This is a genomic window from Streptomyces actinomycinicus, assembly GCF_016741775.1.
Classification (GTDB): domain Bacteria; phylum Actinomycetota; class Actinomycetes; order Streptomycetales; family Streptomycetaceae; genus Streptomyces; species Streptomyces actinomycinicus.
Genome location: NZ_JAERRK010000001.1, coordinates 307,331 through 319,844 on the forward strand (window position 1 = coordinate 307,331; position 12,514 = coordinate 319,844).

A 12,514-nucleotide genomic window follows, 5' to 3' on the forward strand; every position below is an offset into this window, starting at 1 on the left:
AGGGGAGCGGTGGGGCTACGGAGGTGGAGGCTCCCGGAGTTCGGGCGCAGTGGCGGGCTACGCCCGCGGGTGGCCCCGCTGTTCGGGAGGAGGGGGAGTGCCGGCGCCACGGCGGTGGGTGGTCCCGGTGTCCGGGCGGAGCGGGGTGGAGCGCCGGGACCACGACGGCCGGTGGTCCCGCCGCCCGGCCGGAGGTGAGCGCAGCGAGGCGCTTCCGGCGGGGGCGGTGGCCATCGTCAAGGACCCGCCGGAGGTGAGCGGAGCGAGGCGCTCCCGGCGTGGGCGGTGGCCACCGTCAAGGACGCGAGGGTGGCCGCCGTTACGGACGCAGCGGACGGTCGTACGCCGGGCGGCGCGCGCCCAGCAGGACCGCACTCACCACGGCCGCCGCCGCCCACGCGCCCTGCGCGGCGGTGCCGTCCAGGCACCGGGAGAGCTGCTCGGCGAGCTCGGCGGTCGCCGTACCGGTCGGCGCGACGGCCATCGGCGCCAGCACGGCGCACAGCCAGCCGCCGCCCGTCACCCCGGCAGCCGCCCGGCAGCCGACGAAGGTGGCCAGGGCCAGCGACGCCAGCGCCAGTGCCAGCCCGGGCAGCAGCCATGCCGCCGCGGCCGGGGCGCCGGAGGCGGGCAGCAACAGCCCGGCGAACGTCAGCAGCGGCAGGCTCACCGCGAGTACGGCGACCGTACGGGTCAGTGCGAGCCGCAGCCCCCCGCCCGGCGTGGCCGCGGCCACCTCGTGCAGCGGGTCGGCGTGCGGACCGTAGGACAGGGCCACCCCGGCCACGGGCAGCACCGGAGCGATGGCCAGCAGCAGGGCCCGCATCCCCGGGACACCGGCCCCGTACGACAGGGCAAGCGCGCCCAGGGCCACGCCCAGCACCGCCGGCAGCCAGGCCCCGCGCACGGCGGGCCCGGCGGCCCACAGCAGCCGGGCCGGCCGGGACAGCGCGGACTTGCCGGCCGGCCTGGCGGAGAGAGCGGACTTGCCGGCCGGCCTGTCGGTCAGAGCGGACCTGTCGGCTGCCCGGCCGGACAGTGCGGACCTGTCGGCCGCCCGGCCGGACAGCGTGGACCTGTCGGCCGCTCCGGCGGACAGCCGTCCCGCCGGTACGACGGCCGCCGGTGCCGGTGTCTGCTCCGGTACCGCCGACGGGGCGGCTTCCGGTGTCTGCTCCGGAATCACCGACAGGGCGGCTTCGGGTGCCGGTGTCGCGTCCAGCACCGCCGCCCGCACCTGTGCGAGCACCGCCCCCGCCGCCGTGTCGCGCACCGCGGCCGACACGCGGGACGCGCACCCCGTACAGCCCTCCAGATGCTTCTCCAGGGACCATGCGTCGGCCTCCGGCAGGACGCCGCCGGCGTAGCGGGTGACCAGGTCGTCGGAGGCGTGCCAGGGCCGCCTCTCACGGTTCGTCATGCCGTGCCTCCCAGCGGGGACGGGTTCAACTGTTCGAGCGCTGCCCGTAGTTCCGCGCGGGCCCGGCGGGCCCGGGACTTGACCGTGCCCTCCGGTATGCCGAGCAGCCGGGCCGCCTCACGGGTGCTCAGCCCGTCGACGACCGTCGCCCGCAGCACCTCGCGCAGCTCGGGTGAGATCCGGTCCAGCGCCGTACCGACATCGCCGTACTCCAGCCCCGCCAGCACCCGCTCCTCGGCGGACGGCGCCGCGGCCGGCTCGTACCGCCCGGCGAACCCGGGCTCGGGCACCGGTTCGGCGACCCGCGCGGTCCGCTCCTGCGCCCGCCGCGCGTCCACCAGCCGGCGCGCCGCGATCGTCCACAGCCAGCCGCCGGCCTCCTGCCCACGGTGCCCGGCCGCCGACCGCCACACCGTGACGAACGTGTCCTGCAACACCTCCCGCACCATCTCGGGATCACCGCAGCGCCGCGTCAGCCGCGCGTGCAGCCAACCGGCGTGCCGGTCGTACAGGTCGGCCATCGCCGTCGCGTCACCCTGCGCGACGGCCCGGAGCAGGGCCGCGTCGCCGCCGGTCCCGTCGTCCTTCTTCCGCTGGCCCCCCACGGGGCGGAACAGTCTCACACCCCCTCTATCGACCGGCGGACCGGTACCGGATCACTCGGGCCGCGGTTTTGCCGGGCGTGGCGACGGCATCACTGGGTAGGCCTGCCGTAACCCGTCCAAAGCCGAAGCACCCCGCACACCGACAAGGAGGCCCCCGTGGCCGCACCGGCACGACTCATGATCCCGGCCCAGCTCAAACCCGTGGCGGACCCGTCCGCCGAGACCGACGAGATGCCCGCCTGCGTCTTCAGCGCGGAGAGCGCGTGCGCGCAGACGCCGCTGACCAGCGAGCCGCCGCTGCCCGACGCCGAGCCCCTGACCAGCGAGCCCCCGCTCGCCGAGGCCGCTCCGCTCACCAGCGAGTCCGACCCGGTCCCGGACTTCTACGCGCCGGGGCTGTAGATGGCCGCGGCGCGCGACGAGCACCCTGCGGAGGACCTCACCCGGCTCGCCGGGCTGCACGGGGTCGCCACCTCCTACCGCCCCGCCCCGGACCGCACCGTCCAGGTCCCCGCCGCCGCCGTGACCGCCGCCCTCACCGCCCTCGGCGTCGACGCGACCGGCCCCGACGCCGTACGCACCGCCCTCGCCGCCCGGGAACGCGAACTGCGCGAGCGCCTGCTGCCGCCGACCCTGGTCCGCTGGGCGGGTGCCGAGCCGCCCGCCGCCCTCACCGACCTGCCGGCCGGCACCCGGCTGCGCGTCGAGACCGAGGACGGCGACGACCGGGACTCAGCCGCGGACCTCCCGCTCGGCGTCCACCGGCTGACCGCCACCACCCCCGACGGGCGCACCGGCGAGGCGACGTACGTCATCGCCCCGGACCGGCTGCCCACCCCGTCCGGCCGCTGCTGCGGCCTCCTCGTCCAGCTCTACTCCCTGCTCTCCCACCGCTCCTGGGGCATGGGCGACCTCGCCGACCTCGCCGAACTGGCCGGCTGGGCAGGACGCACCGCCGGCGCCGGATTCGTCCAGGTCAACCCGCTGCACGCGGCCGTACCCGGCGCCCCCACCGACCCCTCCCCCTACCGCCCCTCCTCCCGCCGCTTCCCCGACCCCGTCCACCTGCGCGTCGAGGACGTCCCCGAGTACGCGTACGCCGAGGACCGCGAGCGGCTGGCCGGACTGCTCCAGCAAGCCGAACGGCTGCGCACCGCCGTCCTCGACAAGGGCGCCCTCATCGACCGGGACGCCGTCTGGGAACTGAAGCGCGAGGCACTGGAAACGGTCCTGGCCGTCCCCCTCGGCCCCGGCCGCCAGGCCGCCTACGACGCCTTCCGCGCCGCCCACGGACAGGCCCTCGACGACCACGCCACCTGGTACGCCCTGGCCGAGGTGCACGGCTCCGACTGGCACACCTGGCCGGACGGCCTGCGCGACCCCCGCTCGGCGGCGACCGCCCGTGCCCGCACCGACCTCGCCGACCGCATCGCCTTCCACACCCGCCTCGCCTGGCTCACCGACGGCCAGCTCCGCGCCGCCCAGCGCGCCGCTCGTGAGGCCGGCATGCCCGTCGGGATCGTGCACGACCTCGCCGTCGGCGTGCACCCCGCCGGCGCCGACGCCTGGGCGCAGCAGGACGTCTTCGCCGCCGGCACGTCCGTCGGCGCCCCACCCGACGCCTTCAACGCCCGCGGCCAGGACTGGGGCCTGCCGCCCTGGCGCCCCGACCGCCTCGCCGCCACGGGGTACGCCCCCTACCGCGACCTCCTGCGCGCCCTCTTCCGCTACGCCGGCGCGCTGCGCATCGACCACGTCATGGGCCTCTTCCGGCTCTGGTGGGTCCCCCAGGGCAGCCCGCCCACCGACGGCACCTACGTCCACTACGACGCCGACGCCATGCTCGCCGTCCTCGCCCTGGAGGCCCACCGGGCCGGGGCCCTCGTGATCGGCGAGGACCTCGGCACCGTCGAACCGGGCGTCCGCGAGACGCTCCAGCGGCGCGGAGTCCTCGGCACCTCGGTGCTCTGGTTCGAACGGGACTGGGAGGGCGACGGCCGCCCGCTGCCCCCCGAACACTGGCGCGCCGACTGCCTGGCCACCGCCACCACCCACGACCTGCCGCCCACCGCCGCCCGCCTCACCGGCGACCACGTGGACCTGCGCGACCGCCTGGGCCTGCTGACCCGTTCGGCGGCGGAGGAACGCGCCGAGGCCACCGCCGACGCGGCCGAGTGGCTCGCCCTGCTCGGCAGCCTCGGCCTGCTGGACACCCCGGCGGCCGGACCGCCCGGCTCCGACGAGGAGGAGGAGATCCGCGCCGTCCACCGCTTCCTGCTGCGCACCCCCGCCCGGCTGATCGGCGTCTGGCTCCCGGACGGGGTCGGTGACCGCCGTCCGCAGAACCTGCCGGGCACGTGGGACCAGTACCCGAACTGGCGGCTGCCGATCGCGGACCGCGACGGCAGGCCCGTGCCCCTGGAGGACCTGGTGGCCTCGGCACGGCTCAGGGGACTTCTCGAGGTACTCCGCCCGGTCGCCGCCCGCCCCGGCGAGGCACCGGGTCCACGCCGGCCCCGGTAAGGCACCCCGGGCGCGCGGCTCCGACGAGGGTTCGCTAACTTGATTCCGTGGACAAGAAGAACGCCCTGCGCGCCGGCGCCCTGGCTGCCGGTACGACGCTGATGATGCTGCTCATGTCGTCCCCCGCGCTCGCGCTGACCCGCGACGACGGTGACGACCCCGGCCAGGGCCTGAGCGTCATCGAGACGCTGGGCCTCTACGTGTTCCTCCCGGTGGTGCTGTTCCTGGTCATCGCCGGTCTGGTGATGGCGCTGGACAAGTCCCACAAGAAGAAGGACACCACGTCGTCCAACATCAACGTCAAGTCCGACGCCCGGGCCAAGGCCTGACCGGACTGCCCTTCCGTTCGCCGGGGGCGCCGCTCCTCCCGCCGGTACGCGCACACGCCGTACCCGGGTGAGACCGGCGCCCCCGGCGTTTTCCCGTGCCAGGACCCTCAGGGATTCGGCGCGGTCAGATACCGCTGCACCGTCGGCCCCTCGGCCCCTCGGCCACCACGGCAACCATGAACTGACGCCCGGTCGCGGCCCCTCGGCCACCAAGGGCGCCGCGAAGCGCCGTACCTCGCAGGGCGGTCCGGTCCCGTGGGCCGACGCGCTCAGGAACGGCTACTCGGCCGTCGTGCTCAGTAGCTCCCGCAACAGGTCGGCCAGCTGGCCGGCCTGTTCGGCGTTCAGGGCGGAGAGCGCGGCGCTCTCCTCGGCCAGGCCCGCGCCGACCGCGTCGTCGATCAGCCGCAGGCCCTCCTCGGTGAGGGTCACCTGGAGGCCGCGCCGGTCGTGCGGGTCGGGGGAGCGGCGCAGCAGACCCGCCCGCTCCAGCTTGTCCAGGCGGCCGGTCATCCCGCCCGTGGTGAGCATGAGGGTGGCCGAGAGCTGGCGCGGCGAGAGGGTGTACGGCTCGCCGGAACGGCGCAGGGTGGCCAGGACGTCGAACTCGCCACGGGAGATGCCGTAGGGCTTGTACGCCTTCTCCATCCGGTCGCCCATCGTGCGCGAGAGCCGGAAGATCCGGCCGAAGACCTCCATGGCCCGGGTGTCGAGGTCGGGGCGGACCCGGGCCCACTGCTCGACGATCGCGTCCACGGGGTCGGCGGGCTGTTGCTGCATGCGGTGAGTATCGACCCCATCCAGGTTGTTCGCAAGAAAGCCTCTTGCTGATAAGTAGCTTAATGCTAAGCTACTTGTCACTGACCTAGTCTGAAGTGAATCGGGAAAGGGGCCTCGTCATGGCCATCAGTCGCCCGGGCACGACCGCCGTCATCGCCCTCACCGCACTCGCCCCTGCCTCCTGGGGCACCACCTATGCGGTCACCACCGAGTTCCTCCCGCCGGACCGCCCCCTGTTCACCGCCCTGATACGGGCCCTCCCCGCCGGTCTGCTGCTGCTCGCCCTGACCCGGGTGCTGCCGCGGGGCGTCTGGTGGGCCAAGGCGGCCGTGCTCGGGGCGCTGAACATCGGCGCCTTCTTCCCGCTGCTGTTCGTCGCGGCGTACCGGCTGCCCGGCGGGATGGCCGCGGTCGTCGGCTCGGCCGGGCCGCTGTTCGTCGTCGGGCTCTCGGCGCTGCTGCTGGGGCAGCGGCCGGCGCCGCGCACCCTGCTCACCGGGCTGGTGGCCGCGTTCGGGGTCAGCCTCGTCGTGCTGAAGGGGGCCGGCGCGCTGGACCCCGTCGGCGTCCTCGCGGCCGTCGCCTCGACCGGCTCGATGGCTGCCGGGACCGTGCTGACCAAGCGCTGGGGCCGCCCCGAGGGCGTCGGCCCGCTGGCCCTCACCGGCTGGCAGCTCACCGCGGGCGGGCTGCTCATCGCGCCGGTCGCGCTCCTGGCCGAGGGTGCCCCGCCGGCCCTCGACGCCCCCGCCGTCGGCGGCTACCTCTACCTCGCCCTGGCCAACACGGCCGTCGGCTACTGGCTCTGGTTCCGCGGCATCGGCCGGCTCACCGCGACCCAGGCCGCGTTCCTCGGTCCGCTGTCCCCGCTGACAGCGGCGGTCGTCGGCTGGGCGGCCCTCGGCCAGGCGCTCACCCCGGTGCAGATGGCCGGCATGGGGCTGGCCTTCGCGGCGACGCTGGCGGGGCAGTTCACCGGCGGTCCCCGCCGATCGTTCAGGATCCCTGAAAAGAACGGTCGAAAAGATTCGATGGACCTGACGGTTGCCGCGCTGCGACGGTAGGGGCACAGCCACCACCGTTCAGGAAAGGACCCCTGTGACCGCAGTCGCGCACCGGACCACCCCCGCCCCCACCGCCACTGCCCCCGCCCCCCGGGCCGCCGCCCCCGCCGCCCCCGGCCCGCGCCCGGCCCTCGCCCCCCTTCTCGGTCTCGTCTGTGCCGCGCTCGCCACGGTCGTCTGGTCCGGCAGCTTCGTCACCGCCCGCGGTCTGCACGACAGCGTCCCACCCGTCCAGCACGCCTTCTGGCGCTGGGTGATCGCCCTGCTCGCCGTGGCCCCCTTCGGCGCCCGGCAGGCCTGGCGGCAGCGAGCGCTGATCCGCCGGCACGGCCGCTACGTCCTGATCACCTCGCTCCTCGGCGTGGCCGTCTACAACACCCTGGTGAACCAGGCCGGTCTCACCACCCCGGCCGCCACCATGGGCATGATCATGGCCGCCTCGCCGGTGCTCATGGCGGTGTTCGAGCGGCTGGGCGGCGCCCGGCTGGGCGCGCGACGCGCCACCGGGCTGCTCCTGGCCTGCGCGGGCGTCACGCTGCTCGTCGGAGGCGGCGCGGACTTCTCCTCCGGCGCACTGTGGATGCTCGCCGCCGCCTCCTGCTTCGCCGGCTACAGCGCCCTGCTGCGCCGCCGGCCGGCCGGACTCGGCGGCACGGCCTTCCTGTTCACCACGTTCCTCGTCGGCACCGTCCTGCTGCTGCCCGCCCAGGCGGTGAGCGTGACCGTCCAGGGCTCCTTCCACCCGGCCCCCGGTACGGTCCTGCCCCTCCTCTACGTCGGTGTGGCGTCCTCCGCGCTCGCCTTCTTCGCCTGGAACAAGGCCATCGCGCTGATCGGCGCGACCCGCGCCGGCATCGTGTACTACCTCCAGCCGGTGTGCGTGGCCCTGCTGTCCTGGGCGGTGCTCGGCGAGCACACCGGCCGGGCCCGACTGCTGTGCATGGCACTGATCCTGGCCGGCGTCGTGCTGGGCGCGGGCTCCCGCCGCTGACGCCCCGGCGCCCCGGACCCGGGCCGCCCGGGGAGCGGCGTGTACCGTGCGCGCATGGCCGAGTGGGACCTGAGGAAGCTGCGGATTCTGCGGACCCTGCGCGAACGCGGAACCGTGACCGCGACGGCCGAGGCCCTGCACATGACCCCGTCCGCCGTCTCCCAGCAGCTCACCAACCTCGCCGCCCAGCTCGGCGTGCCCCTGCTGGAGGCCCAGGGCCGCCGGGTCCGGCTCACCGGCGCGGCCCGGCTGGTGCTGGCGCACACCGAGGCGGTGTTCGAGCAGCTGGAGCGGGCGGACGCGGCGCTCGCGGCCTACGCGCACGGGGAGGCCGGCGAGGTCCGCGTCGGCGCCTTCCCGACCGCCGTGCCCGCCCTGGTCGTACCGGCCGTACGGGCCCTGCGCGCCAGCCATCCGCAGGTGACCGTCCGCGTCCGCGAGGCTGAGGCGGGCGAGGCCTACGAGCTGCTGGCCGCCGGCGAGGTCGACCTCGCCCTGTCCCTCGCGGCCGAGGCACCGAGCGCGGCAGACCCGCGCTTCACCCACGTGCCGCTGCTGGCCGACCCGCTGGACGTGGCCCTGCCCCCGGACCACCCGCTCGCCCGCGCCGCCCGGCTGACCCTCACCGACCTCGCCGCCGAACCCTGGATCTTCGGCGGCAGCGGTCCCTGGTCCGACATCACCCGCCGCGCCTGCGAATCGGCCGGCTTCAGCCCCCACCAGGGCCACTCGGCCTCCGGCTGGACGGCGATCCTGGCCATGGTGGAGGCGGGGATGGGGGTCGCCCTGGTGCCCCGGACGGCCGCTGCCCGCCGCGAGGGCGTGGTGATGCGGGAGCTGGGGGCGGACCGGCCGGTACGGCATGTGGTGGCGGCCGTGCGGAAGGGGGCGGAGGCGGGCGCGGCGGCCGGCAGGGTGCTGGAGGCTCTGCGGGATGTGGCGGGACCCGCCGCCGGGGCCGCTCGGGCGTGAACGGGGCCGCGTCCGGAGATGACCGCCCGCAGCGGGACCGGTTCGCCGCCGTCTACCGGGGCCGCCGCACCTCGTACAGGAAGCACCCGTACTCCACCGCCCGCACGTGCACGAGGGCCACCGCCGGGTCGGCGAAGGCCTCGGCGAAGGCCGGTTCGAAGCCGGAGCCGTCCTCGACCAGCCGGCCGCCGAGGATGCGGCCGTCGGCGGAGTAACGGCGGACCGTACGGTGGGCGTTGCTGAAGGGCAGAGCGCCGGTGGCCGCCGGGCCGGGGCACTCGCCGGCGTGGATGAAGACGGGGCCCTGCTCGTCGTAGGCACCCGGGTCGGTTCCCGTCTCGGCCGCCCAGCGGCGCAGGGGCGCGTACGAGACCAGGGCGAGGCGTTCGCCGGGTGCGCTGCGGCGCAGACAGCAGCGCAGCGGGGCGCCGCCCTCCCGGTCGGTGAAGGCGGACGTGGCGCGGCCCGCGTCGTCGCGGGTGCGCAGCTCCTCCAGGACCGTGGGCGTCAGTGCTCGTGCGGTGTATGCGGTCATGGACCCAGCGTCCTGCGTCGCCGGGCCGCGCACCGGCGGTATCCGGACGTCGTGCCGGGACGCGACGGCCTGCCGGTGCCGCCTCCCGGCGCCCGAGCCGCACGGCGGGACGCGCGGGCCGAACGGAGAAGGGGCGCCCGGTGCGGGAGGCACCGGGCGCCCCTTGCCGGGCGGAGGACTACCGGGCGTCCGCCGCCTGGGCCTTCAGCGCGCGTTCGATGCCCGAGCGGGACTCCGAGACGAGGCGGCGCAGGGCCGCGTTCGGCTCGGCCGAGGCCAGCCAGGTGTCCGTCTTGGCCAGGGTCTCCGCGGAGACCTGGACCGAGGGGAACAGGCCGACGGCGATCTGCTGGGCGATCTCGTGCGAGCGGGACTCCCAGACACCCTTGACGGCCTCGAAGTACTTGTCCGTGTACGGCGCGAGCAGCTCCCGCTGGTCGGTCTGCACGAAGCCGCCGATCACGGCCTCCTGCACGGCGTTGGGAAGCTTGTCGGAGTCGACGACCGACGCCCACGCCTCGGCCTTGGCCTCGGCGGTGGGCCGGGACGCGCGCGCGGTCGCCGCGTGCCGCTCACCGGCGGCCGTCTTGTCCCGCTCGTACTCGCCGGCGATCTCCGCCTCGTCGTACCGGCCGACGGCCGCGAGCCGCTGCACGAACGCCCAGCGCAGCTCGGTGTCGACGGCCAGGCCCTCGACGGTCTGGCTGCCGTCCAGCAGGGCCTCCAGCAGGTCCAGCTGCTCCGGGGTGCGGGCGGTGGCCGCGAACGCACGGGCCCAGGCCAGCTGGTGGTCGCTGCCCGGCTCGGCCGTGCGCAGGTGGGCCAGCGTGGCGTCGGTCCAGCGGGTCAGCAGGGACTCGCGGGCGGCCGGGTCGGCGTACAGGTCGATGGCCAGCTTGACCTGGCGGTGCAGGGACTGCACGACGCCGATGTCGGACTCCTTGCCGATGCCGGACAGGGCCAGCGCCAGGTAGTCGCGGGTGGCCAGTTCGGCGTCCCGCGTCATGTCCCAGGCCGAGGCCCAGCACAGGGCGCGCGGCAGCGACTCCGCGAAGTCGCCGAGGTGCTCGGTGACGGTCTTCAGCGACTCCTCGTCCAGCCGGACCTTGGCGTAGGAGAGGTCGTCGTCGTTGAGCAGGACCACGGCCGGGCGGCGCTTGCCGGTCAGCTGCGGCACGGCGGTCAGCTCGCCGTCGACGTCCAGCTCGATCCGGTCGGTGCGGACCAGCTTGCCGGAAGCGGCGTCCAGGTCGTACAGGCCGATCGCGATGCGGTGCGGGCGCAGTGTGGGCTCGCCCTGGGCGCCGGCGGGCAGGGCCGGGGCCTCCTGGCGGACGGCGAAGGAGGTGACGACCCCGTCGGCGTCCGTGGCGATCTCCGGCCGCAGGATGTTGATGCCGGCCGTCTCCAGCCACTTCTTCGACCAGGTCTTCAGGTCACGGCCGGAGGTCTCCTCCAGCGCGCCCAGCAGGTCGGACAGGCGGGTGTTGCCGAAGGCGTGCCGCTTGAAGTAGGCCTGCACGCCCTTGAAGAACTCGTCCTCGCCGACGTAGGCGACGAGCTGCTTGAGCACGCTCGCGCCCTTGGCGTAGGTGATGCCGTCGAAGTTGACGAGGACGTCGTCCAGGTCGCGGATGTCCGCCATGATCGGGTGGGTGGACGGCAGCTGGTCCTGCCGGTACGCCCAGGTCTTCATCGAGTTGGCGAACGTGGTCCAGGCGTGCGGCCACTTCGAGCCGGGCGCCGCGGTCTGGCAGGCGATGGAGGTGTAGGTGGCGAACGACTCGTTCAGCCACAGGTCGTTCCACCACTCCATGGTGACCAGGTCGCCGAACCACATGTGGGCCAGCTCGTGCAGGATCGTCTCCGCGCGCACCTCGTACGCCGCGTCGGTCACCTTGGACCGGAAGACGTACTGGTCGCGGATGGTGACCGCGCCGGCGTTCTCCATCGCGCCCGCGTTGAACTCGGGCACGAACAGCTGGTCGTACTTGGCGAACGGGTAGGCGAAGTCGAACTTCTCCTGGAACCAGTCGAAGCCCTGCCGGGTGACCTCGAAGATCGCGTCCGAGTCCAGGAACTCCGCGAGCGAGGGCCGGCAGTAGATGCCGAGCGGCACGGACTGGCCGTCCTTCTCGTACACGCTGTGCACCGAGTGGTACGGGCCGACGATCAGCGCGGTGATGTACGACGAGATCCGCGGGGTCGGCTCGAAGACCCACACGTTGTCCTGGGGCTCGGGGGTCGGCGAGTTGGAAATGACGGTCCAGCCCTCGGGCGCCTTCACGGTGAACTGGAAGGTGGCCTTCAGGTCGGGCTGCTCGAAGGAGGCGAAGACGCGGCGGGCGTCCGGCACCTCGAACTGGGTGTAGAGGTAGGCCTGCTCGTCCACGGGGTCGACGAAGCGGTGCAGTCCCTCGCCGGTGTTGGTGTAGGCGCAGTCCGCGACGACCCGCAGGACGTTACGGCCCTGAAGCAGCCCCGGCAGCGCGATCCGCGAGTCCTTGAAGACGTCGGCGGGGTCCAGCTGGTCGCCGTTGAGCACCACCTCGTGGACGGCCGGCGCCACCAGGTCGATGAAGGACTCGGCGCTGCCGCGGGCGACGTCGAAGCGCACCGTGGTCACGGACCGGTAGGTACCGCCCTCCTGCGCGCCGGAGAGGTCGAGATCGATCTCGTACGAGTCAACGGTGAGCAGCTCTGCCCGCTGCTGTGCCTCTTCGCGAGTCAGGTTTGTGCCAGGCACGCGGTCATCTCCTCGTTATGTGTCGGTTGCGCCATCCTTCCATGGGATCCACACGTGACGCGATGTCCGGATCCCGACGGTGCCCGCACGGGCCCCGGCACGCCACCGCCGGACGGCTGGAAGACCGTCCGGCGGTGGCTCAGGGGCTCAGCGGTCCACGACCGCGTTCAGCCGACCACGCTCAGCCGACCACGACCACCACGACCCCACCGCCGAAGCCGAAGCCGTTGTTGAAGCCGAAGCCGTTGCCGAAGAAGTTGTTCCGGAAGCCGCCGCAGCCGTTCCAGCCGCCGCCCCAGCAACCACCGTGAGACGGGACCTGGGCGGGAGTGGCCGCCGAGGCCGTACCTGCCGCGCCGAGCGCGGTGCCACTGGCCAGGACGATGCCGATCGCGGATGCTGCGAAGAGACGCCTCGCGCGTAGTGCTTTCATGGGCCTACCTTCCTTCCACGCCCTCGCGGGGTTTCCGGTTCGGGGGCGATGGCCGCGGCCTCCGTGGGTACGGGCTTGGCGCGGTCTTAGCTGTTGCCGCGGGGGACGAGGGACAG

12 protein-coding genes are annotated in these 12,514 nt (G+C 74.5%); 6 read left to right on the forward strand and 6 right to left on the reverse strand.

What is annotated here, in order from left to right:
• Window positions 1–319: 319 nt before the first annotated feature.
• Window positions 320–1,420, reverse strand: a complete 1,101-nt coding sequence (locus JK359_RS01415; protein WP_201830729.1) for a zf-HC2 domain-containing protein — start codon at window positions 1,418–1,420, stop codon at window positions 320–322.
• Entirely contained in the window at window positions 1,417–2,025 is a 609-nt protein-coding gene (locus JK359_RS01420) for an RNA polymerase sigma factor (protein WP_201830731.1), read from the reverse strand. Before JK359_RS01420 ends, JK359_RS01415 begins: the two co-directional genes overlap by 4 nt.
• A gap of 156 nt (window positions 2,026–2,181) precedes the next feature.
• Between JK359_RS01420 and JK359_RS01425 the strand changes: the two genes are divergently transcribed.
• The 3 genes from JK359_RS01425 to JK359_RS01435 are packed head-to-tail and all read left to right on the forward strand — an operon-like array spanning window position 2,182 to window position 4,877.
• Window positions 2,182–2,427 (forward strand): hypothetical protein, encoded by a 246-nt coding sequence (locus JK359_RS01425; RefSeq protein WP_201830732.1) that lies wholly within the window; start codon window positions 2,182–2,184, stop codon window positions 2,425–2,427.
• Window positions 2,428–4,548 (forward strand): 4-alpha-glucanotransferase, encoded by a 2,121-nt coding sequence (gene malQ / locus JK359_RS01430; RefSeq protein ID WP_201830733.1) that lies wholly within the window; start codon window positions 2,428–2,430, stop codon window positions 4,546–4,548.
• A gap of 47 nt (window positions 4,549–4,595) precedes the next feature.
• Complete coding sequence (locus JK359_RS01435; RefSeq protein WP_201830734.1) at window positions 4,596–4,877, forward strand: hypothetical protein; 282 nt, start codon at window positions 4,596–4,598, stop codon at window positions 4,875–4,877.
• 279 nt (window positions 4,878–5,156) lie between these two features.
• On the opposite strand, the gene JK359_RS01440 is transcribed toward JK359_RS01435, so the two are convergent.
• Entirely contained in the window at window positions 5,157–5,657 is a 501-nt protein-coding gene (locus JK359_RS01440; RefSeq protein ID WP_201830735.1) for a MarR family winged helix-turn-helix transcriptional regulator, read from the reverse strand.
• 119 nt (window positions 5,658–5,776) lie between these two features.
• Here JK359_RS01440 and JK359_RS01445 point away from each other — a divergent pair, with 119 nt between their 5' ends.
• The 3 genes from JK359_RS01445 to JK359_RS01455 are packed head-to-tail and all read left to right on the forward strand — an operon-like array spanning window position 5,777 to window position 8,684.
• Window positions 5,777–6,721: an EamA family transporter gene (locus JK359_RS01445; protein WP_201830737.1), complete on the forward strand. Its 945-nt coding sequence runs from the start codon at window positions 5,777–5,779 to the stop codon at window positions 6,719–6,721.
• Between the two features lie 34 nt (window positions 6,722–6,755).
• On the forward strand, window positions 6,756–7,712 hold the full coding sequence (locus JK359_RS01450) for a DMT family transporter (RefSeq protein ID WP_201830738.1): 957 nt from the start codon (window positions 6,756–6,758) through the stop codon (window positions 7,710–7,712).
• Between the two features lie 54 nt (window positions 7,713–7,766).
• A complete protein-coding gene (locus JK359_RS01455) occupies window positions 7,767–8,684 on the forward strand; it encodes a LysR family transcriptional regulator (protein ID WP_201830739.1) in 918 nt (305 codons plus the stop codon).
• Between the two features lie 52 nt (window positions 8,685–8,736).
• Here JK359_RS01455 and JK359_RS01460 read toward each other — a convergent pair whose 3' ends face one another.
• The 3 genes from JK359_RS01460 to JK359_RS01470 all read right to left on the reverse strand — a co-directional run bounded on the left by JK359_RS01460 (window position 8,737) and on the right by JK359_RS01470 (window position 12,398).
• The gene (locus JK359_RS01460; RefSeq protein ID WP_201830740.1) at window positions 8,737–9,219 is read right to left on the reverse strand and encodes a DUF1203 domain-containing protein; all 483 of its coding nucleotides are present in this window, start codon (window positions 9,217–9,219) and stop codon (window positions 8,737–8,739) included.
• A 178-nt stretch (window positions 9,220–9,397) separates the two neighbouring features.
• Window positions 9,398–11,965 carry an aminopeptidase N gene (gene pepN / locus JK359_RS01465; RefSeq protein WP_201830741.1) on the reverse strand — a complete coding sequence of 856 codons (2,568 nt, stop codon included), beginning with the start codon at window positions 11,963–11,965 and terminating at the stop codon, window positions 9,398–9,400.
• A gap of 181 nt (window positions 11,966–12,146) precedes the next feature.
• Complete coding sequence (locus tag JK359_RS01470) at window positions 12,147–12,398, reverse strand: hypothetical protein (RefSeq protein ID WP_201830742.1); 252 nt, start codon at window positions 12,396–12,398, stop codon at window positions 12,147–12,149.
• Between the last annotated feature and the right edge of the window lie 116 nt (window positions 12,399–12,514).

Bases quoted from the DNA above. Each gene is read 5' to 3' on its own strand.
- JK359_RS01415 (WP_201830729.1), bottom strand. From the start codon at position 1,420: ATGACGAACCGTGAGAGGCGGCCCTGGCACGCCTCCGACGACCTGGTC.
- malQ (WP_201830733.1), top strand. From the start codon at position 2,428: ATGGCCGCGGCGCGCGACGAGCACCCTGCGGAGGACCTCACCCGGCTC.
- JK359_RS01440 (WP_201830735.1), bottom strand. From the start codon at position 5,657: ATGCAGCAACAGCCCGCCGACCCCGTGGACGCGATCGTCGAGCAGTGG.
- JK359_RS01445 (WP_201830737.1), top strand. From the start codon at position 5,777: ATGGCCATCAGTCGCCCGGGCACGACCGCCGTCATCGCCCTCACCGCA.
- JK359_RS01455 (WP_201830739.1), top strand. From the start codon at position 7,767: ATGGCCGAGTGGGACCTGAGGAAGCTGCGGATTCTGCGGACCCTGCGC.
- JK359_RS01460 (WP_201830740.1), bottom strand. From the start codon at position 9,219: ATGACCGCATACACCGCACGAGCACTGACGCCCACGGTCCTGGAGGAG.
- JK359_RS01470 (WP_201830742.1), bottom strand. From the start codon at position 12,398: ATGAAAGCACTACGCGCGAGGCGTCTCTTCGCAGCATCCGCGATCGGC.